At 38.8% G+C, this 22,422-nt stretch carries 15 protein-coding genes; 3 read left to right on the top strand and 12 right to left on the bottom strand.

All coding sequences use genetic code 11. The features are described from left to right. Positions 1-3: 3 nt before the first annotated feature. The 12 genes from QSG86_RS08295 to QSG86_RS08240 form a co-directional block, all read right to left on the bottom strand. Positions 4-1,359 carry a TolC family protein gene (locus QSG86_RS08295; protein ID WP_317031052.1) on the bottom strand — a complete coding sequence of 452 codons (1,356 nt, stop codon included), beginning with the start codon at positions 1,357-1,359 and terminating at the stop codon, positions 4-6. After that, the gene (locus QSG86_RS08290) at positions 1,359-1,682 is read right to left on the bottom strand and encodes a DUF3240 family protein (RefSeq protein WP_317031051.1); all 324 of its coding nucleotides are present in this window, start codon (positions 1,680-1,682) and stop codon (positions 1,359-1,361) included. Before QSG86_RS08290 ends, QSG86_RS08295 begins: the two co-directional genes overlap by 1 nt. Then, entirely contained in the window at positions 1,675-4,758 is a 3,084-nt protein-coding gene (locus tag QSG86_RS08285; protein ID WP_317031050.1) for a CusA/CzcA family heavy metal efflux RND transporter, read from the bottom strand. Before QSG86_RS08285 ends, QSG86_RS08290 begins: the two co-directional genes overlap by 8 nt. Positions 4,759-4,768: 10 nt before the next feature. Next, positions 4,769-6,013: an efflux RND transporter periplasmic adaptor subunit gene (locus tag QSG86_RS08280; RefSeq protein WP_317031049.1), complete on the bottom strand. Its 1,245-nt coding sequence runs from the start codon at positions 6,011-6,013 to the stop codon at positions 4,769-4,771. A gap of 268 nt (positions 6,014-6,281) precedes the next feature. After that, positions 6,282-6,650 (bottom strand): transcriptional repressor, encoded by a 369-nt coding sequence (locus tag QSG86_RS08275; protein WP_317031048.1) that lies wholly within the window; start codon positions 6,648-6,650, stop codon positions 6,282-6,284. A gap of 157 nt (positions 6,651-6,807) precedes the next feature. Next, on the bottom strand, positions 6,808-8,205 hold the full coding sequence (locus QSG86_RS08270; protein ID WP_317031047.1) for an efflux transporter outer membrane subunit: 1,398 nt from the start codon (positions 8,203-8,205) through the stop codon (positions 6,808-6,810). A gap of 8 nt (positions 8,206-8,213) precedes the next feature. Then, positions 8,214-11,315 (bottom strand): efflux RND transporter permease subunit, encoded by a 3,102-nt coding sequence (locus QSG86_RS08265; RefSeq protein ID WP_317031046.1) that lies wholly within the window; start codon positions 11,313-11,315, stop codon positions 8,214-8,216. Next, on the bottom strand, positions 11,312-14,413 hold the full coding sequence (locus QSG86_RS08260; RefSeq protein WP_317031045.1) for an efflux RND transporter permease subunit: 3,102 nt from the start codon (positions 14,411-14,413) through the stop codon (positions 11,312-11,314). Before QSG86_RS08260 ends, QSG86_RS08265 begins: the two co-directional genes overlap by 4 nt. A gap of 3 nt (positions 14,414-14,416) precedes the next feature. Next, positions 14,417-15,625, bottom strand: a complete 1,209-nt coding sequence (locus tag QSG86_RS08255) for an efflux RND transporter periplasmic adaptor subunit (protein ID WP_317031044.1) — start codon at positions 15,623-15,625, stop codon at positions 14,417-14,419. 13 nt (positions 15,626-15,638) lie between these two features. Next, on the bottom strand, positions 15,639-15,986 hold the full coding sequence (locus QSG86_RS08250) for a DUF3325 domain-containing protein (RefSeq protein WP_317031043.1): 348 nt from the start codon (positions 15,984-15,986) through the stop codon (positions 15,639-15,641). Then, positions 15,983-17,677 (bottom strand): PepSY-associated TM helix domain-containing protein, encoded by a 1,695-nt coding sequence (locus QSG86_RS08245; protein WP_317031042.1) that lies wholly within the window; start codon positions 17,675-17,677, stop codon positions 15,983-15,985. Before QSG86_RS08245 ends, QSG86_RS08250 begins: the two co-directional genes overlap by 4 nt. Next, positions 17,674-17,985: a hypothetical protein gene (locus QSG86_RS08240; RefSeq protein ID WP_317031041.1), complete on the bottom strand. Its 312-nt coding sequence runs from the start codon at positions 17,983-17,985 to the stop codon at positions 17,674-17,676. Before QSG86_RS08240 ends, QSG86_RS08245 begins: the two co-directional genes overlap by 4 nt. A 204-nt stretch (positions 17,986-18,189) precedes the next feature. Here QSG86_RS08240 and QSG86_RS08235 point away from each other — a divergent pair, with 204 nt between their 5' ends. The 3 genes from QSG86_RS08235 to QSG86_RS08225 all read left to right on the top strand — a co-directional run bounded on the left by QSG86_RS08235 (position 18,190) and on the right by QSG86_RS08225 (position 22,407). Further along, positions 18,190-18,699: a sigma-70 family RNA polymerase sigma factor gene (locus tag QSG86_RS08235; RefSeq protein ID WP_317031040.1), complete on the top strand. Its 510-nt coding sequence runs from the start codon at positions 18,190-18,192 to the stop codon at positions 18,697-18,699. 20 nt (positions 18,700-18,719) lie between these two features. Next, positions 18,720-19,670, top strand: coding sequence for a FecR domain-containing protein (locus QSG86_RS08230; protein WP_317031039.1), 951 nt, complete (start codon positions 18,720-18,722; stop codon positions 19,668-19,670). A gap of 229 nt (positions 19,671-19,899) precedes the next feature. Next, positions 19,900-22,407, top strand: a complete 2,508-nt coding sequence (locus QSG86_RS08225) for a TonB-dependent siderophore receptor (protein ID WP_317031038.1) — start codon at positions 19,900-19,902, stop codon at positions 22,405-22,407. Positions 22,408-22,422 lie beyond the last annotated feature (15 nt).

The raw sequence follows: 22,422 nt of genomic DNA, 5'->3' as shown, positions 1-22,422 counted from the left end.
TACTTAATGAATACCTGATGAGTTCAGCTGCTGTGTATCAACATATGTCTGCTCATCATGCAATGGCCATAACTGATGTGAATTTAACAACAATAGTCCATAGCTCTCAGCATAATCAACTTTAGCTTGATCAATGCGAAGGCGTGCTTCAACCAATTGTTGTGCATGTAACAAGAGTTCATTTAGGCTAAGTTCGCCCAGCTTATAGGCCTTTTGCATCAAATTATGCTGCTGTTGCAACTGATTTAAATTCTGCCGTGTTTTAACATAACGTAGCTGAGCAGACTCCATTTGGATGGATAAATATTGTGCCTCTTGACGCAAACGTTTTTTTACACGCTCGATCTCATAATCAGCTTTATCTGCTTCGGCTGCTGCCATACCGACCGCAATACGTGTATAACGACCAGATAAGGGTACCGAAACAGAGACACCCATGAGATTTTCCGTACCAGACTGTTCACGACTATAGCCTAGACCAATCGTTGGATCGGGAACCTTATTGAGTCGTTCTCGCTGTACTCGCGTATGTTGTTGCTCTGCTTGCATATATGCTAATGCTAACTCATGGTTAGCAGATAAAATCTTGTCTACCCAGACTGCCTGAGTATGCTGAATCGTCTCCACTTTAATGATGTCACTATTCCACTGCTGTGGAATAGCACCACGATAATCACGCGCTAATTGTTGCTGTGCTTGGTCGTAAATGGCTTTAGCCTGCATATATTTTTCATCAATCTGATTATATTCGTTATTTAATAACATTAGCTCTAGACGTGGTGCATCACCTGCTTGAATACGTTGCTGGGTCATCAGCATATACTGTTGAAGTTGCTCTAATTGTTGTTGCAAACGTGTGAGTTGTAAAGCAGAACGCATATAGCTAAACCAGTTCACCAGCAGCGTTTTAGCCGCTTCATGTTTGGCATCTTCATATTTTAGCTCAGCAATTTGAATACCTCGCTGTGCCAAATCTTGATCGAGTTGATATTTACTTGGTAAGCGAATCTTTTTCTCAATCGCAAAATTCGGCTCATAACTGTTGGATTTACCCTGATCGACTGGTGCATCAGTCTTACGCAGTTGCATACCGGTACGTACAGTCCATGGATTTTGTCCCAGTTTAAGGTCTTGTCCAGCAAAGCTGGCATAGTCTTGATCAGATATTGCTGCGCGCACACTCGGATTGTCTGCCAAAGTTTGTTTTACTGCGGCCAAAGGAGGTAATACTGGATCAAGGATCGAATTGGCCCAACTCACTTGAATCAGTACAAAATAGCATCCTAAGCCAAATAAACGTAAAATATCACGGGGTAAAGACCATTGAGTATTGAGCTGCATATTGAATTTTGATGTCATTAATCAAGCACTCCTTGACCGATATAGCCAGAATTCATAACCGGAAGTACCCAGTAAAAACAATCACTTGATTTAAACTTTTGTTTAATGTGCGCTAAGACCAAGATGACTGATGCTTGCGGTAAAATCATCAAGATCAGATTACGCTCAGTTGCGCCACAAATCTTTTCCTGTATATTGCGATAATGCTGGCGATGTCTAAAGCCTTTTGCGGCGACACAGGTACAACCTGTGACCCATTCAGGAATCAGCGATAGATGGCTCATTAATTCTTCGACAATATCACTCGACACATTAATAGAGAGTTGGCATATTTCAGACATGATGATCACTCGCTAAACCAAACTTTTTAAATAGATTAGGTAATAAAATAAGGGTCAATAGCGTACATGAGACCAAACCACCAATCACCACAATGGCAAGTGGTCGTTGAATTTCTGCGCCTGGACCCGTGGTAAATAACAATGGAATCAGACCAAATGCTGCAATACTGGCAGTCATCATTACGGGACGCAGACGACGCATTGCACCTTCTCGGACGACCTCTTCGATCTCAACACCACGAGCAATTAACTGATTAAAATAACTAATCATCACCAGACCATTGAGTACGGCAATTCCCATTAACGCAATAAACCCAACTGAAGCAGGCACTGACAGATATTCACCCGTTATTGCCAGCGCTAACACGCCACCAATAAGTGCAAATGGAATATTGCTAAATACCAATACTGCTTGACGTACAGAACCTAATGTTGTGAATAATAAGAAAAAGATCATCGTCGAGGCTGCTGGAACGACCAGCATCAAGCGTGCTGCAGCACGTTGTTGATTTTCAAATTGTCCACCCCATTTCAAATGATAACCCGCAGGTAATTGGATTTTTTCAGCTACTTTTAGTTTGGCTTCATCAACAAAACCCACCAAATCACGATCACGTACGTTAGAACGGACCACTGACATTCGTGAGGCATTTTCACGATCAATTTTTACCACACCTTCAGTTTTGATCATTTCAGCCAAAGATAGCAATGGAACTGCAGCAGCATTTTCAATGGGTAATGCAATATTGGATAAGTTAAAACTGGACTGACTCAAATCTGGATCGCCTTTGATCATTAATGGTATCGGGCGACCTTGTTGAATAATCGAACCAATCTCTTTACCTTCAATCAACATTTTCAGTTGTGCTTGAATGTTTTGGCTATCCAGCTGATTACGTACTGCCATATCACGGTGAATACGTAATTCTTGATATTGCACGCCAGAGTTTTCCAAGGTCATGACATCTTCACTGCCTTCAATACCCTGTAAAATTCCAGCAATTTGTTTGGATAACTCATTCAGTTGGTCGAGATCTGTACCAAAAATTTTTACCGCCAAATCACCCCGTACTCCTGAAAGCATCTCGGATGTACGCATTTCAATCGGTTGACTAAAGGTTAGATTTACCCCTGGAACATCATTTAAGACATAACGTATTTTCTCTAGAATTTGTTGTTTGGTTTGACCATTCCACTGATCTTGCGGTTTAAGCACAATAAAACTATCTGTTTCATTCAGCCCCATGGGATCCAAACCAAGTTCATCAGAGCCCGTACGTGCCACAATCCTTTTAACTTCAGGTACTTGTTTTAAAATGCGTTGTTGAATATCCAAGTCCAACATAATCGAGTTTTGCAGACTAATCGATGGAATTTTTTCCAACTGTAAAATGGTATCGCCTTCATCCATCGTCGGCATAAATGATTTACCAATCAATGGAAAAGTCAAAATCGCGGCCAATAACGCTACACTTGCCATCACATAGACTTTTTTCGGATTGGCCAAGCTGGCATTCAAAATCTTGCTATAAGCTGCTTCAAGCTGACGTACAACAAATGATGTGTGATGAGCTTGAGGCTTTAGAAAAAAAGAACAGAGCACAGGGATAAGCGTTAAAGAAAAGAATAGCGAACTCGACAATGCAAAAACAATCGTCAATGCAACGGGAGCAAATAATTTGCCTTCAAGACCTTCAAGCGTCATCAGTGGAATAAAGACCAACATGATAATGATCATACCAGCGGTCACAGGCACTGAAACTTCACAAACTGCACGATAGATTACATTCAATATTGGTAAAAATGCGCGATTTTTAGATTGATATGCCTCAGCTAACTGCATTTCGATATTTTCAACCACGACTACAGCAGCATCAACCAATAAACCAATCGCAATGGTTAAGCCACCAAGTGACATCAAGTTAGCACTCAGGCCAAACTGATACATCATTAAAAATGTACTTAATGCAGACAATGGTAAAATAACAGCAACCACTAATGCAGAGCGTAAATTTCCTAAGAACAGTAACAGTAAAATTAAGACAAGAATAATAGCTTCAAATAATGTTTTACTGACGGTATGAATGGCTCGATTAACCAACTCACCACGATCATAAAATGGCTCAATGGTGGTGCCAGCAGGTAACGTTTTTTCAATTTCTTGTAAGTGTTCACGTACCTGTTGTACCACCTGACGCGCATTAGCACCTTTTAAACTGAGGACAATCCCTTCAACCGCTTCACCCTGACCATTTTCAGTCACAGCACCATAACGCGTTAAAGCACCTGTACGTACTGTTGCCACATCTTTCACTTGAACCAAAACGCCCTGATTGCTAGATACAATTATATCGCCCAATTCAGCTAAGGTACTGATACGACTATCGCTACGAATCAACAATGACTCACCATTTTCATTGAGTCGGCCTGCACCATCACTGGCATTGTTGAGTTCAATCGCCTGTTGTAGTTGATTCAGTGATAAACCACGTGCTGCTAAAGCTGCTAAATTTGGTATGACTTCAAAAGTCTGCACCAAACCGCCTAAAGCATTAACATCAGCGACTCCTTCGATTTTACGTAACTGTGGACGGATAACTCGATCTAATAAAGTCCGTTTTTCCATGTTATTGAGTGGGCCATGCAAGGTAAACATAAATGATTCACCCAAAGGCGTGGTCATCGGTGCTATTCCACCTGAAGCACTACTTGGCAATACCGATATGACACCATTTAAGCGCTCATTAACTTGTTGTCTGGCCCAATAAGGATCTGTACCTTCAGCAAAATCTAGGGTAATGATGGCGATTGCATATTTAGATTGCGAACGCAATACAGTTTGATGCGGAATTCCCAGCATTTCTTGTTCAATCGGTACCACGATACGACTTTCTACTTCTTCTGGCGTCATACCCGGTGATTTCATCACGATCTGAACTTGAGTACTTGACACATCTGGAAAAGCATCAATCGGTAGCTTGGTAAAAGCCATATAGCCAGCCACACTAATTGCCAGCCCTATCAGCAAAACCAGGATGCGTTGACTCAGTGAAAATGCAATAATACGTTTCAACATGTGCTTGACCTCAATCTACTGCAGCTGTCGAATGATTGTTGCTTGCTGGGACTTGTTCAGCACCAAAACCTAACCAAACTGCTTTGAGACGTTCAACACCATGCGTTGCAATCTGCATCTCTGGTTTTAAACTTGTTGAGCGAATATACCGTTGTTGTTGGTTTTCACCCACGACATTGACAGGAATGACCATAAAGCCATTTTGATTTCTAACGAAAACGAAATATTGACCATCTTTTAATGTTAGTGCAGTACTTGGTACAGTCCAAGCTGCCATTGTGGCTGGATAATGACTTTGCACTTGTGCTTTGACAAATTGTTGTACACGAAGACAGCGATGCTTGGTATTCATTTGCACGATGATATTTTGAGTTTGTGTATTACCTGCCAATGTAGGCGCGATTTTCTGTACCTTGCCGGTAATTTCACAACCTTCAACTTTAACCGTATCGCCAACATCAATATATTGACTGTCCGCTAAACTTGCCTGCAATTGCAACTGTAAAGGTAAGTCAGCATTTACCAACTGTCCTAGTACCATACCTACGTCTACATACTGACCTGTAGAAACGAATAAACTCTCTATCTGACCACTGGCTGGACTTTTTACAGACACGATAGGATTTAGACCAGTGGCACTGTTCCCTCCCATAAACTGCAACAGACGTTGTTTGGCACTTAAGTCGATATTCAAACGTTGTATGTGGTTTTGTGCTTCTTGTACACGTTTTTCAGCAATAATCCCTTCTGCAAATAATTGACGTTCGCGTGCTAAAGTTTGCTGTGCCAGTTGTTGCTGTGCATGGATTTGCAATATGTCATTTTGAATTTGAATGAGATCTGGACTATTGATCATCAATACATTGTCATTACGTACAACGGTTGCCAAAGGCTGGACCAAAATTTGTTGTACCACGCCAGCGACTGGACTGGTCAAAACCACCTTACTCTCGGGTGACCATTGTGTCTGCCCCTGTAAAGATAAAGTTGCTTGAATAGCTGTGTTTGGAAGACCCAAATGCTGTATTAAAATACCAGCCTGCTTCATTTGTTGCGCAGAAATGAGTATATGCTTGCCAGAAACATCGCGCCTCATGGCATCACTACTTGCAACATCAGTTTCCTGTACCGATACCGTTTTATTGTGATGAGACAATAAATCACGACCCAACCATATGCAGAGAATCAGCACGACCAATATACCAATCGCAAATAACAGTTTTTTATGACATCGTATGTTTACGTGTTGACTCACCGCCCCCGCCCTCAAAGAAATTTTTCTATGTCAGGCTAAAATCAAGTTATTAAGATCACATTAAGAAAGTTGATCGGTAGGATTTTAGATCAATAATAAATAGAATTTATCTAAAAGAATAATCACCGTACAATGACGGTGCAGTGACCCATCTTGAAGTCACAGTTAAATAGAGTAGCCAGTCATTTAATTTGAATGGTATATAAGCTAAGGCATCAGGATTATTTCAGACTATTAAGTAAGGTGACTCTCTTGACACAAAATGTGTTTATTTTTTATATAGTACAACATCCATATTGGTGAACTCATTTTGATATTTATCGAGTAGTTGCTTAAAATCAAGCAAAATATCTTGGTCAATACATGGCGATATTTCACTCGTCGACACATCCATTACACTGCAATTTAACTGCTGTTGCGCCATCGTATAAATGGCTTTTTGACGAGCGAATTCAGTTTTACGAACGATACCTAATTTTCTCATTTCAGACAGTATTCGATAAATACTTGCTAAACTACAAGATTTAACCATATTGATTTGAATATAAAGCTGATCCACGGCTAATCCAGCAACGTGTTTATTCAATATTTCAATAATAAGTTGTTGTATCGCTAATTTTTTTTTCTGGCTTAACAAAATAAATTATCCTGATATCAATAAAAAAATGATGACATTTTCTAACTCTTACATGTACCAACTATCGTCATCTTATTTTCAGTGATTACACTATTCATTTAACTGAAATAAAATATCGCTAGAAAAGTAACTGGAATATCACAATGCTTTACAAGGCTTATTTCACCTTCCCACCCAATGCTGCAATCAATTGTGCTGTATTCTTTAATTGTGATAACTTTAACTGCAACTGGTCTTGTTCGACCTGCAGTCTTAAGTTTTGCGCAGTGACAACTTCTAAATACGTGACTAAGCCAGCCTGATAGCGCTGATTGGCAACTTGTTCATTTTCGATCGCTAAAGCAAATAATTTTTCTTGTTCAGTGTGTTGCTGTTGAAAACTTGCAACCTGCAATAACGCATCTTCAACATCTTTCCAACCGATTAATATCGATTGTTTATATGCTGCTAATTTTTCAGCATAACTCGCTTGAGCCTGAGCAACTTCTGCACGTCGTTTTCCACCATCAAAAACAAGGGCTACAGCCTGTAAACCTGTAGACCATAAATATTGTGGTGATTGGAAAAGAGTACTCAAAATTTGACTATTTAGACTTCCATTTAAACCAATCGTGACATCAGGAAGCCATGCTGTTTGTGCTAAACCAAGCTCAGCATGTGTGATTGCTAACTCACGTTCTGCACGAATCACATCAGGACGCTGTATCAATAATCGACTCGGTAGTTGAGTGGGAACATATGGCACTATAAATGTTTGCTTTTGTTTCACCAATTGAAATTGAGCAACACTTTTACCTTGTAATACGGCTAAAATATTTTGTTGTAAATTTCGAGCACGAACACTTTCAACCAGTTGAATTTGTACCTGTTTTAACTGTGCTTCTGCCTGTATAACATCCGCACGAGCAATCATGCCAGCAGTGTATTGATTGTTTAAGATTTGTACAAAGCGAAGATAGCTATTTTCGGTATGTTGCAGTAGATCGAACTGTGCATCAAGCACACGAATATTCCAATAGGCTTCTATGGCTAAAAGCTGTTGATTTAATTTTACAGCATCTAAATCGGCATGATTTGCTGCGAGATTCGCTTGCTGTCCTTCAATTGCTTTCGCCACTCTTCCCCATAGATCTGGTATCCAACTGGCTTGAATTGCTGATCCAAATTGATTATTTATACTGCTATGCTTAGCGCCATTACGATTTGCAGCAGTATTGACGGTAATATTGGGAAAACGATGAGCACGCTGTATATCAAGTAGTGCTTGTGCTTGCTGATAACGTGCTTCAGCTTGTTGTAAGGTTAAATTTTCTTGATTCAATTGCTGTATTAACTGGCTTAAAATCGGATCTTGATAAATATGCCACCATTGCTCAGCAGAAATTTTAATGACTGACGTTGCTGTCCAATTTAAATCTGCATATTGATATCGATCATCTGTTTCTATGATCGGAGCGCTATATGCAACAGGATATCGTACAGCATTAGAGCTACAGGCCGTTAAAATGAATATGCAGCTGAGGCTTACTAGATTTTTATAGATTAAACTTCGCATCTTCTTTCCTATTCACCTAAATCAGTCACATACTTATTTTTTGATCTTATAAAAAAATCAGCATATTTTTCTAAGATTAAATACAATACTGGCGTGGTATATAAAGTGAGTAATTGCCCGAGTGCTAAGCCACCGACAATCACGATACCCAATGGTTGGCGTAATTCTGCACCTTCTCCCCAACTGAGTGCCAATGGAATCGCAGCCAATAATGCTGCAATATTGGTCATTAAAATCGCTCTAAATCGAAGTTCTGCTGCTGATAATATGGCTTGATAAGCTGATTTGCCCTTTTGCCGTTCGATTAACGTAAAATCAATCAATAAGATGGCATTTTTTACCACAATCCCAATCAGTAAAAACATGCCTAATAAAGCAATAAGGGTAAAATGAAAATTAAACATCCACAGTGTTAGCAAAGCACCTAAAGCAACTGCAGGTATACTGGACAAAATCGTAAAAGGATGAATGACACTTTCATAGGTCACACCGAGCACGATATAAATCAATAACATCACCACTAAAATAAGTACTGGTGTACTTAAACCACTTTGTAAACTCTGTTCCTCTGCTTCTTGATCACTGGTCATAAAAATTTCATTGGGTAACATCAGTTCAGCCAAGACTGAACGAATCGCAGCGTCAGCTTGTTCATGGCTATATTCTGGTTTTACAACATAGCCAATACCCATTGCCGCAGATTGATGACGGCGATAAACCCGATCATTACTAATGCCATAGGACCATGTGGCAAAGTTACTCAATGGAACGGGGGTACCGTGTTGATTTGGTACTCGAATATTGGCTAAAGCTTCTGGCTGTTCAGTAGAGTGCCTATCAATTTCCATGACGACATGAAACTGCTGTCGTTGATCATAAATTGTTGAGATTTGACGTTGTGAAAATGAATTATTTAAAACACTCGCAATACTGTCTATATTTACACCGAAGTGTCGGGCTTTTTCACGATCAATATCCAATTTAACATGCTGTACACCTTCATCTCCGATTGATTCAACCTCTTCAAGTTGAGGAAGTTTTTGCATTGCGAGTGCAACTTTAGGAATCCAATCACGTAACAATGCAACATTATCCGACTGCAGCAGTAACATATAATCTTGCCCATGACTGCCAAATGGATTATCCAGTTCAAGTACTTGCTTTATTTGTGCTGAGAAAATAGCACCAGCTTGCCACGGTGCATTTTGTTTTAAACGCTCAACAATTTCATCCGCCGTTTGGCCATCTCGTTCAGCTCTAGATTTTAAGCTCACCATTAAAAATGAATTGCTGGTGCCATCTGAACCACCTGAAACGCCAACTACATTTTGTACAGCAGGATCTTTCAATAAACCTTTAGTAAACGTCGCTATCTTAGGCTGCATAATCTGAAATGAAAATCCATCATCACCCCGAATAAATACCTCAACTTGTCCTGTATCCTGTTCAGGTAATACAGTTTTAGGTAATATTTGATAAAGATAAACAGAACCGCTGATTGCAGTTAGCCACAATAAAATAACCACATAATGATGCTTAAGCATCCACTTGAGTGAAGCTAAATACGTCTGTGTTAGTTTTTGCATCCAATGATGGCTATACTGATATAAAGTTTGATACTGGTACTGTGCTAAAGGTTGTAAATAACGGGCAGATAAGCTAGGTGTCAATATCAGTGAAATCACCACAGATAACATCACAATAAACACCAATGTTAACGAGAACTCCCTAAAAAGACGCTCAATCACGCCCCCCATAAATAAAATAGAAATAAAAATCACCACTAAAGCTAAATTCATTGCAATCAAAGTCGTGGCAACTTCTTGAATTCCTTTTAATGCCGCCTGAATCGGTTGTTCACCTTGCTCAATATGACGTTCAATATTTTCCAGAACGACAATTGCATCATCAACCACCAGCCCAATTGCGACAATGACTGCCATAATTGACAAATGATTAAGTGAAAATCCAGCCCAATACACGAAACTACTTGCACCAATCAATACCACAATTAATGCGACAGCAGGAATTAAGGCACTTTGTATTCTGCCCAGCATCAATGCCACAACAATCACGACCAAAACAATTGCAAGCAATAATGTATTTCGTGCTTCCTGCAAACCTGCTTGAATATTTGTTGATCCATCCATGACTGTCGTCAGCTGAGCACGTCCTGATAGCATCATGTTTAATTCAGGTAGTTTTGCTTTAATTTTCTCAATCGTTGCAACAGTATTGGCATTCGGTTGTCGGCTAATTTTAATAATCACCGCAGGTTGACCATTATGAAAACCACTCACATAACGGTTTTCTACTGAATCCTGAACTTGTGCAATATCTTTTAAGCGTACAATGGTTTGATTATTACGATAAACTGCAAGATTAGCGAAATCTGCGGCTGTTTTTAAATGATCAGAAAGAGCAACTTGCCAACGTAATTGCTCAGTTTCAACCACACCCAATGCTTGAGTACGGTTACTTTTTACAATCGCTTCTCGTACTTGCTCTAAAGTGACATTTTGTGAAATGAGCGCATTCGCATTAAAGATAATCCGTACGGCAGGCATGGATGCTCCATCAATAGAAACCTCTCCTACCCCATTGATCTGTGCCAAACTTGGCTGTAATAAATCACTCGCAATTTCATACAATTGACCTGCAGATAAATTGGCTGAACTCAATGCTAAGTAAAAAATAGGACTTTGACTTGGATTGAGCTTAAAATATTTAGGGGGGCTGGGCATACCTGAAGGCAATTGTGACATTGCGACATTAATTGCAGCCTGTACCTCTCTTGCCGCTTCATTAATATCTGTCGCCAAATCAAAATTTAAAATAATTTGTGCTGCACCTTGATTGCTTGATGAATTTATCATCTTTACACCAGAAACACCCATCATCGCACGTTCTAATGGTGTTACTACTGTTGCTGACATACTTTCAGGACTGGCACCGGGTAAATGAGCACGCACGACAATCGTGGGAATATCTGCTTGTGGTAAAGCGGCAACAGGTAAACGTAAATACGCCAAGATACCCAACAAAAAAATTGCAACTGCAATTAACATACTGGCCACTGGTCGATCAATAAATGTCGAGAGAAGTTTCAAAGCCCTCTCCCGTTATCATCTGCAATCACTTGGTCTGAGTTTGAAGCCGATCGCCGCAAAGATTGCTGTAAACGATCAAAAAACAAATAAACGGCGGGTGTTGTAAAAAGTGTAAGAATTTGGCTGAATAACAATCCTCCCAACATGACAATTCCCAGTGGTTGTCTTAACTCCGCTCCTGCACCCGATGCCAATATCAATGGAATAGCACCTGCTAATGCAGCCAAAGTCGTCATTAAAATTGGGCGAAAACGCATTAAAGCAGCTTGGTAAATGGCCTGTTGTGGTGACATTCCTTCATGACGTTGGGCAGCTAAAGCAAAATCCACCATCATAATGCCATTTTTTTTGACTAAGCCAATCAATAGAATAATGCCGATTAATGCTAGCATATCTAATGGACGATTCACGATAAATAGAGCGAATAAGGCGCCAATTGCAGCCGAAGGTAAAGTAGAAAGAATAGTAATAGGATGAATCAAGCTTTCATACAATATCCCTAGCACAATATACATGGTGACAATCGCAGCAATCACCAACCAGAAGGTATGTTGTTTTGAATGTTCATAAGCTGCCGCAGCGCCTTGTAATTTAACTTTGACCTCAACCGGTAAATTTAATTGTTGTTCAACTTGATGAATAGCCTGAATTGCCTCCCCCAATGCCACACCTTCTGCTAAATTAAAGGACACATTATTGACTGGAAACTGTGATTGTTGTTGCAAAAGCATTGGAACACGTTTTTGTACAATGGTGGCGACTGAACTCAACAAAATAGCTTCGCCACTATGCTTATGAATATAAACTTGTGCCAAATCATCAACGTGTTGTATCGATTCTGGCACAAGCTCCAATACAATACGATATTGATTGGACTGGGTATATAATGTTGCAATCTGTCGCTGTGCAAACAAGTTTTGTAAGGCAAGACTAATGTCTTCAAGACTTAAATCCAAGCGTGCTGCGGCATCACGATTGACATCAATAAAGGCTTGTAAGCCCAATCCATGACCATTACTGGTTACATCAATCAACTCTGGCCGTTGAGCCAAAGCATCAACTAAAATGCTGGTCCAATGTTGCAAATCTTGATAATTTGTCGTGCTAAGGCTCAATTGATACTGGGTTCGACTAATAATATCTTCAAGACTTAACTCTTGCACAGGCTGCATCCAACCTTGAATTCCTTGAACCTGATCAAATTGTTTTCGCAAACGCATCATGACCTGTGATGCACTATCACGTTCAGCATACGGTTTTAAATTAATTAAAATTCGACCATTACTCAGCTTTGGATTATTGGCATCAACCCCAATAAATGAGGATAAACTCTCAACAGCAGGATCTATTAAAATTTTTTGTGCTAATGCTTGTTGACGTTCAGTCATCGCTTGAAAAGAAATATCATCAGGTGCTTCTGTGATCACTTGAATGACCCCACTGTCTTGTACTGGAAAAAACCCTTTGGGAATCATCCAGTACATTACGCCTGCTAATATAATGGTGCTTAACATCACAAGCAAAGTGAAGGTTTGGTGCTTAAAAACCCACTGTAAACCACGCGCATATTGTTGAATAATCCAATCCAAACTCCAGCGACTTCTTGATGCGGTATGTCGATTATTTTTAAGTAAATATGCACACATCATCGGGGTAAGTGTTAGAGAAACAATCAGAGATAATGCGATTGCTGCAGCTAAGGTGACGGCAAATTCATGAAATAAACGCCCAACAACATCTCCCATAAATAGCAAGGGAATCAATACTGCAATTAAAGAAAAAGTCAGTGAAATCAAGGTAAAACCAATTTCTCGAGAACCTTTTAATGCAGCCTGTAATAAATTTTCACCTGATTCTCGATGCCGGGTGATATTTTCCAACATGACAATGGCATCATCGACAACAAAGCCTGTAGCAATCGTCAGTGCCATCAGAGTCAAGTTATTGATCGAAAAGCCCAGCCAATACATGACAACAAATGTAGCAACAATCGATAATGGTACAGCAATAACAGGAATAATCGTGGCGGATAAATTTCTTAGAAACAGCAATGTCACCATCATGACCAGACATACTGCAAAAACTAATTCTTGTTGTACATCATCAATTGAACTGCGAATACTTTCAGTTCGATCTGTCAAAATACGAATTTTAACGTTCTCGGGCAGATTTTTTTGTAACTCAGGTAGCAGATGTTTAATTTGATCTGCAACCTGAATGACATTGGCATCTGGTTGGCGTTGTACGTTGACCAAGATTGCAGATTGACTATCTGCCCATGCGGCCATATAACGATCTTCACTGCCTTCAATGACTGTTGCAACATCTTTTAAACGAATAGGTGCGCCATTGTTCCAGCGTAAAATTAAAGTTTCATAATCGGCAATTGAGCGAATCTGATCATTAGCATCCAACATTGTGGTCCGAAATGGTCCATCAAAGCTTCCTTTTGGCTGATTGGCATTTGCGGCATTAATGCTTGATCGAATATCCTCTGTACTTATTTTATAATTTGCGAGTGCAGTTGGATTGATTTGTACTCGGATGGCTGGCCTCTGGCCTCCTGCAAGACTGACCATACCGACACCAGTCAATTGCGACAATTTTTGTGCAATACGAGTATCGACCATGTCGTAGACTGTACTTAGAGGTAATGTTTCTGAACTAATGGCTAAGGTAATTACAGGAACATCGGCTGGATTAACTTTACGATAAATCGGTGCTGTTGGTAAATCATCGGGTAATTTACTGCTTGCAATACTTAATGCAGACTGAACCTCTTGTTCCACTACAGCCAGCTCAGCATTTAGATCGAATTGTAATGTAATTACAGAGGCTGCAATCGAACTACTGGATGACATTTGCCTTAAACCGGCAATTTTCCCCAATTCACGCTCCAGTGGCACAGTAATCGTTCGTTGTACTGTGTCTGGATTGGCACCCGGTTGAAAGGTATAGATCTGAATAACAGGATAATCAACTTGTGGTAAAGCCGATATTGGAAGTACTCTCCAAACCAGCAGACCACTCAACAACAATGCCAACATCAGTAATATTGTTGCAATTGGACGTAAAATAAAGAACCGTGAAATATTCATGATTTATCCAGCAGCTGATTCTGTGACAAAGCGAGATGATTGTTGATCAGAAATAATATTGACTTCTTTACCTTCTGATAGACGATCAATACCCTCAAGCACCACTTTTTCAGTGCCATTCAAACCATCTAAAACTTCAACTTGCCCCTTACTGCTCAACCCCAATTTAACGGTTTTAAGTTCTGCTCGATTATTTTTATTGATGATATAAACATAAGAACCTTTTGCACCATGTTGAACTGCATCACTTGGAATATTGACGGCATTTTTAATAATCTGTGAACTTAAACGGATATTGACAAATTGATTTGGAAATAACCGATCATCACGATTATCAAATACGGCCTTTAACTTGACTGTGCCTGTACTGAGATCAATTTGATTATCTAATGCTTGTATATGACCAATTGCCAACTGTTTTTGCTCTGCTTTATCCCATGCACTGGCTTGCAGTTGATGATTTGATGTTAAGCTTTCACGTAATCCCATTAAATGATGTTCAGCGACTGCAAACTGTACATAAATTGGATGAACTTGGGTAATGGTGACCAAACCTGTACTTTCATTGGCTTGGAGCAAATTACCGGTATCTTTTTGCTTAAAACCAACACGGCCATCAATCGGCGAATAAATTTTGGTATACGATAATTGTAATTTTGCTGCATGTACTTGTGCACGATGGGATTGCATTTGGCCTTTAAGTTGATTTACAAGTGCCTGTTGCTGTTCAACTTGTTGTTTTGCAATAGAGTCCTGTTTAAACAGTAATTGATAACGTAGCAGTTCTGTTTGTGCATGATGTAATTGTGCAAGGTTTTGCTGTCTTAGACCTTCCGCCTGTGCTAAAGCAACTTCAAAAGCAGCAGGATCAATTTGAGCCAATAACTGCCCCTTTTTAACCCACTGTCCTTCTTTAAAGTACAACCGTTGTAATACACCAGAAACTTGACTTTGTACATTGACAATATGCGCTGGAACAACCGTACCAATCGCCTTAATTTCAATATCTAAATCATTACGCTGCACGGGCGTGATACGTACAGGAACCGGTTTATTCCATTGACTATATGATACTGCTGGCTTTGTTGATATTTTTTTCCAATATATCCCCGCGACCATCAATAAAATAAAAATAACAAATCCAAGAATATATTTTAAATTTCCACCGAATAAGGTGCGTTTTTTTGTTACATCTATACATTGATTACTCATAAAACTTACTCATTTACCATCGCAGAACTTGCAATCCAATCACGACAAAAAATGCGATGATGGATAAGTTTAAATTGAGTCTTGCTCGATAGGATTGGATAAAAACAATGACTCCAGCAATCACTGTAATCACACCAAACCATGCGGTAATACCAATGGGACCTCCCCATGCCCATATACTGTTGAATAATGAAAATACGAGACACATCCAGCCCAAAACTTTAATCATCTGATTTTTCTTGATAGATAAAGGCTGCTTTAAGATCAGCTTGGCATTTCGCTCCATGGTAAGGTTTAATGCGAATAATCCGATATAACTCAACAATAGTGCGATTAAAATATGGATCGATAATATATTCATGACACGTCCTCTGAATGTGCTAATTCAATAGGTGCCTCTCGCTTTGATACGCTATGCTTTTTAGTTTTTTTAACTACTGGCTTTAAAATGAGATCGCGTTTACGCCAAACGCTATAGCTTGCCCAAGCCAGCATGACACCGAGTAGTATAAAACCAATATCAATACTGGCTAAGACCCAGTCCTGATGTAGAAGAGATATACCTAAATGACGTTCTGTCGTTACAACATTAAGTAAAGGCAGTAATAAATAGGCCACAGCAGCTATCGCTAATAGTTCAATCCAAGCACGAACTATCGGCCTGCTTAAGCCATATAGAAAACTCAATAATAAGGTGATATATAAACTATGTACTTCCCAATCAGCACGATGTGGAAAATTAGCTGGGATCAATCGGTTTGCCCAGAAATAAATTGCTATAGCAAGTGGTAATCCAGCAATCATGGCAATATTTAAGCGTTCAACCAATGCATGCCCAAAACTCATTTGAGCTGCCTTTAATTGTTTTGGTCGACGTTTAACCGTCCACAAGACTAACCCCGTAGCGATCATTGCAGTACCTAGAAAACCAGTGATAACATAGAAAATGCGTAGCAAAGGTGAAGCAAATAATCCCTCATGTAATCCCAATACTGTTGTCCCAAATATCATTGGTGCTTTTTCTTGATTAGATTGATCTTGAGCGATCTTTTGACCTGTATATAAATTAAAACTTAAAGATGTGCGCTTTCTGGCAATCGTGTCGCTACCTGTCTGGTAAAATTCAATTTTCGCAGGGTTTGCCCCTTGTTCAGGATAAAAATTAACCTGACTAATTTTATCTTTAGCCCCCCATTCATTTTGAACTTTTGCCAGTAAAGGCTGAATTGCAACGAACTGGTCTTTGATCTCACCGATTGCTTTGGTCGGTTGAGCATGATCTTGATTAAAACGGGAGTTTGGATAAAGTTCAGCATAATAACGTTCTGTCTGCTTTTCTCCTGCGCCATAGATCATCGGAACAGCCAAAGGCATATAGGCATTTGCAAAGAAAATCAGACCACTATAAGTAATCATAAGATAAAACGGTAATGCAATGACGCTTATCACATTATGGGCATCCAGCCAAGAACGCTGACCTTTGGCTGGCCTAAAGGTAAAGAAATCTTTAAGTATTTTTTTATGGGTAATTACCCCTGAAATAATGGCAATAAACATCAGCATCGTGCATATTCCTACAATGCGAATTCCCCAATCATACGGAATGTAATGTAGTGCATAATGCATACGATAGAGTGTAAAACCACCACCAGTTTCACGAGGCTGAATTTGTTGAGAAATAACTTGGCCGGATGTCGTATCCAGTATTTTATGATGATATTGTCCTTGCGAATTTGGTTCTTTTGATAACGATGTCCAATTGACAGCAAAATCATCAGATCCACGTTGATTGGTTTGCAAATTAATGCCCCAACGCTCAGCATTTTGCGCATCTGAATGATGTTTTAAATAATGATATGCTTTATCAATTTGTTCATTTTCTGAAACGGTAACACTTGACTGTAAAGCCTTTTCAGGTTGCATCCATCGAGTTAATTCAACTTGAACATAACCTGCCGTACCCGTTAAAAATACAAAAAATAAAACCCAGCCCACCACTAAACCAGTCCATGTATGTAACCATGCCATACTTTGGCGAAAACCTTCTTTCATGTATTTCCCCAAATTTTTAAAATGCTGAGCAAGCACCCCAAACTAAAAAGTACTCCAATACATAACCAAACAGCATGTATGGTTTTTTTGATACTGAATATCGCCAATATCAAAACTAGCCAAACCACAAAGCTCAATAGAAAACCAGCATAAGTTGCAATGGCAAGTTCATCAGGAAAAAGTAACGCGATGGCAGCAACACTTAAATTTGCCACAGCAAAACCACCAAATGCCGCAAGTAAAATACGTATTAATACAATAAGTCGATAATGCTGTTGTGCATTCGACAGAATAAAATAGGATTTCATGACTAGATCACTTCAATACACGACACTGCTTTTACACAGCTATGTTTAGTTAGACGGATGAAAAAAATAAACAGCTCAAAATAAATGTTAAAGTTTGTAATTTAGCTTATTGCTTTCAGTAATGATAATCATTATTATTCTCCTCATTGTTTAATCTAATACCATTCAAGTAAATTTTTATTGGTTTTGTTATAAGGCTATATTATGAATCTAAATGTAAACAAGCAGTTATGGTTCAGTCTTGTTTATCAAACACACCAAACTACATTATTATCTTGGTTTAAAAGTAAACTTAAGCACCATCATCAATCTGAAGATTTAAGTCATGAGGTATTTTATCGTGCCTTAAAAAGTAGTTACGATCATCACAATATTAAAGAGCCTAAAGCATGGTTATTGGGTATTGCAAAACATGTCATTATTGATCACTGGCGTCATCAACATGTTGAACGTTTGTATTTGGAGGCGCTGGCTCAACTGCCAGAAGAATTTCATCCGTCAGCCGAGCATGAAATTTGTATTAGAGAAACCTTATTTCAGGTACATAAAATTTTAGAAAAATTACCACCACGAGTCACACAAGTATTTTTATTTTCTCAATTAGATGGCCTAACCTATAAAGCAATTGCTCATAAACTAGATATTTCTGAAGCAACGGTTAAACGGGATATGAAACTGGCCTTTCTTTCCTGTATTCACCTGTTACAGCAATAAAGCTCGTTGAAATTATTTTTATGACCATTCAAGAACAGCTTAATGAAAAAGTTTTAGATGAAGCGACCGACTGGCTCGTTATTTTAAACTCTGGTGAAGTCAGTGATGAACAATATCAGCAATTTGAACAATGGAAACAACAAAAACCAGAAAATGCACTTGCAATCGAAAAAGTCACCACATTGATCTCCAGTCTAAGTGAGTTACCTGCTTGCTTAAAATCCGAATCCTTCACTTCTTCCAAGCATAAATTTAATCAAACCTTAAAACACAATACAATTTTAAGCCTATCAAGCCTTTTTATCATCTCATGTATTGTGTATCAGCTACCTTGGACAAAATGGCAAGCAGATTATCATACCGATGTAGGCGAAATTAAAAATCTTAAACTCAACGATGGTTCCCAATTAACCTTAGCCAGCAATAGTTATATTAATATTCATTTTTCAAAAAATACTCGGATGATTGAACTCGTTCAAGGTGAAATATATATAGCAACAGCTCACGATCAACAAAAACGCCCATTTTTTGTAAAAACTGAATATGGTCAGATGCAAGCACTGGGTACAGAATTTACTGTTAGACATGAAAATCATAAGACAAAACTCAATGTTTATCAGCATGCTGTCGCTATACATACCCATGATCAAAAAACACCTCAAGTGATTCAACAAGGTTATCGTACCGTATTTGACAATACCTTTATCGCACAAGCAATTCCCTTGAAAAATGATCGTCCGTATTGGACACAGCATTTACTGGTCGTGGAAAACTGGCCATTAAAAAAGGTTTTAAATGAACTTTATCGTTACAAAAAAGGGCATTATTTTATCGACTCAAGAATTGAAAACTTGCCAATATCAGGGGTATTTTCACTGGCAAACATCCCTCAAAGTTTAGAAAGTCTAGCGTATACGCATCGTCTGAAATTGGATTTTTATAGTCCATATATGCTTTATGTAAAAAAATAATCATGATGATCAAGCGCTGCAGATTATTTTTTAAACTTTCACCAATATCAACCATGATTTTAATAACCAATCATCAAGATATTATTGCTCAATCACATAAAATCTAAAAAATCATTTTGATCCATCATGCATGATCATCAACATCTATACGATACACAAGTCATAAAAAATGAGCTATTTTTTGAAGTGATTCGACTTATAAATAACATGCTTTTAGATAAATATTTATATGATGAACGACCGAATAAAAAATACCCTAGCAATTGCCATTCGTCTCGCTCTAGTCGGTATTCCAACGATCACATGTGGCTTAACATCAACGACACTTTATGCAGCAACTGTCTATAATTTCTCAATCCCCAAAGGAACACTCCATCAGGTTTTAAAACAATTGGCTATTCAGACAGGCATGACGATTAGTTACGATTCACAGACTTTTTCAAAACTACCCAGTAATGGTTTAACAGGATATTACTCGGCAGAACAAGCTTTAAGAAAACTCTTACAACCGGCAAATTTTGAAGCCATTAAACTCGAAAATGGTGGGTTTGGCATTAAAGCACTTGATAAAATCATCAATCAGCATAATGCCAGTCAGTCCAAAGATTTTATGCTTTCATCAACGCTAGACTCAGCAACAGCAAATAAAATCACACAACTCCCAACCATTGTTATGCAAACCAATAATACGCAACACTTAACAACCGAAGAAACTGGTTTATACACAGCCCAAGCAACAACTGCATCTACTGGTTTAACGCTCAGTTTAAAAGAAACACCTCAATTGGTCAGTGTTATTACACGACAACAAATGGATGATCAAAACCTGACACAATTGATGGATGTTGTCAATCAAGCCGCAGGCCTAACCATTAAACAAGGCGGAAATATCGGATCGGATAACTCACCGATTTATGCAAGAGGACAAACTGTAGATAACTATTTACTCGATGGTATAAAACTACTGAATTCATATTCAAGTATATTCCAAAGTCAGGACACTGCTCTTTTTGATCGAATTGAAATTGTTCGCGGTGCAAATGGATTAATGACGGGTGCAGGTACAGCCAGTGCAAGCATTAATATGGTCCGTAAGAAACCCTTAGCAGATTTTAAATCATCGATCAGTGCCAGTGCTGGATCATGGAATAATTATCGTACAGATATTGATGTTTCAACCCCTTTGACACCATCGGCTCATGTTCGTGGCAGAACCATACTCGCTTATCAAAATGGTGATAGTTATATTGATCGGTATCATGAAGAACGAAAAGTTGCTTATGGCATTATTGAAGCAGATTTATCAGATAATACCAAAGCCAGTATAGGAATAAGTTACCAACAAATTGATATCAAGGGAATTGCCCGCAGTGGTTTACCGACTTACTATTCAGATGGTACAGCAATTAATTGGTCACGCTCAGATTCAGCTGCTGCAAATTGGTCCACGTCAGATCGTTCAAGCACTGGTTATTTTGCCGACATTGAACATCAAATCAATGACCATTGGAAACTCAATGGGATCGCTTCTCGTACCATCACCTCTTCCGATGAAATCGTCGGCTATGTATTTTCAGGTTCAGGTATTAATAAAGATACTGGCGCTGGTGCAGTACTATACGGAACACGTTGGCAATATAAACCGATCCAAGATTTATTTAATCTCACACTCAATGGCACATTTGATTTATTTGATCAAACACATGAAATTGTCATTGGAAGCACCTATACAAAAAGTAAAAATAAACGCCCAAGTTCAACAGGTTGGGATATTAAGGAAATCAACAATATTTTTACTTGGAACGGTTATATACCAAGTCAGCCAGAACTAAAAACCAATGGCTGGTATAGCACAGATGAAAAAAGTCTCTCTGCTTTTAGTGCAGTGCGTTTAAAACTTACTGAGCCACTTGCCATCATTATGGGTGCCCGATTTGATCATTGGGAAAGAATTTCTAAAACATATCCGGAAACAGCCCGTCCCACAGATAAAAAACAACAAGAAAAAAAAATCATTCCGTATATTGGATTAACATACGATCTCACACCACATTGGACAGCCTATGCCAGCTATACCAATATCTTCTCTCCACAGGATCGATATGATATTAATGGTAATTTTATCGATCCTGTGGTGGGTAATAGTACTGAAATTGGCCTTAAAGGTGAATTTTTTGATCATCAGTTGAATATTGGTGCTGCCATTTATCAAAGCAAAGAAGACAATAAAGCGGTACTCATCACCGGTGCTGCACCCATTACACTCCCCAATGGTCAAACAGTATCTCCATATCGTGCCGAGTCTGGCACTAAAAGTCATGGATTTGAACTGGAAGCTACAGGCAAACTTACAGACCTATGGCAAATCTCCGCCAGCTTTGCACGTAATCTATCGCAAGATAACAAAGGCGATCGCCTCAATAGCGATATACCCAATAACGTCGCTAAAGTATTTACTTCATACACATTACCGCAGTTCGATGAGGCTTTAACTGTCGGCGCTGGAATTAATTGGCAAAGTAATATCTACACCTATGTCACACGTACTCACTCATTTAAATCAGAACAAGGTAGCTATGGGATCCTTGATTTAATGGCACGTTATAAAATTAATCAGCATCTCACAGCGAACTTAAATATTAACAACCTGTTTAATAAGAAATATCATTTATCTGCGTTAAATAGCTATTATGGTGCACCAACCAACCTTCAGGTCATGGTTAAATATAGTTGGTAGTGATTCAAGTTGGGT

The organism is Acinetobacter sp. SAAs474, assembly GCF_032823475.1.
Lineage (GTDB): Bacteria > Pseudomonadota > Gammaproteobacteria > Pseudomonadales > Moraxellaceae > Acinetobacter.
The sequence above is the reverse complement of the archived record's forward strand: the minus strand, read 5'-3'. Positions and strand labels throughout refer to the sequence as shown.

Coding starts and splice junctions, on each gene's coding strand:
- QSG86_RS08235 (WP_317031040.1), top strand. CDS start 18,190: ATGAATCTAAATGTAAACAAGCAGTTATGGTTCAGTCTTGTTTATCAA.
- QSG86_RS08295 (WP_317031052.1), bottom strand. CDS start 1,359: ATGACATCAAAATTCAATATGCAGCTCAATACTCAATGGTCTTTACCC.
- QSG86_RS08245 (WP_317031042.1), bottom strand. CDS start 17,677: ATGAAAGAAGGTTTTCGCCAAAGTATGGCATGGTTACATACATGGACT.
- QSG86_RS08270 (WP_317031047.1), bottom strand. CDS start 8,205: ATGCGAAGTTTAATCTATAAAAATCTAGTAAGCCTCAGCTGCATATTC.
- QSG86_RS08260 (WP_317031045.1), bottom strand. CDS start 14,413: ATGAATATTTCACGGTTCTTTATTTTACGTCCAATTGCAACAATATTA.
- QSG86_RS08285 (WP_317031050.1), bottom strand. CDS start 4,758: ATGTTGAAACGTATTATTGCATTTTCACTGAGTCAACGCATCCTGGTT.
- QSG86_RS08225 (WP_317031038.1), top strand. CDS start 19,900: ATGATGAACGACCGAATAAAAAATACCCTAGCAATTGCCATTCGTCTC.
- QSG86_RS08255 (WP_317031044.1), bottom strand. CDS start 15,625: ATGAGTAATCAATGTATAGATGTAACAAAAAAACGCACCTTATTCGGT.
- QSG86_RS08290 (WP_317031051.1), bottom strand. CDS start 1,682: ATGTCTGAAATATGCCAACTCTCTATTAATGTGTCGAGTGATATTGTC.
- QSG86_RS08250 (WP_317031043.1), bottom strand. CDS start 15,986: ATGAATATATTATCGATCCATATTTTAATCGCACTATTGTTGAGTTAT.
- QSG86_RS08230 (WP_317031039.1), top strand. CDS start 18,720: ATGACCATTCAAGAACAGCTTAATGAAAAAGTTTTAGATGAAGCGACC.
- QSG86_RS08240 (WP_317031041.1), bottom strand. CDS start 17,985: ATGAAATCCTATTTTATTCTGTCGAATGCACAACAGCATTATCGACTT.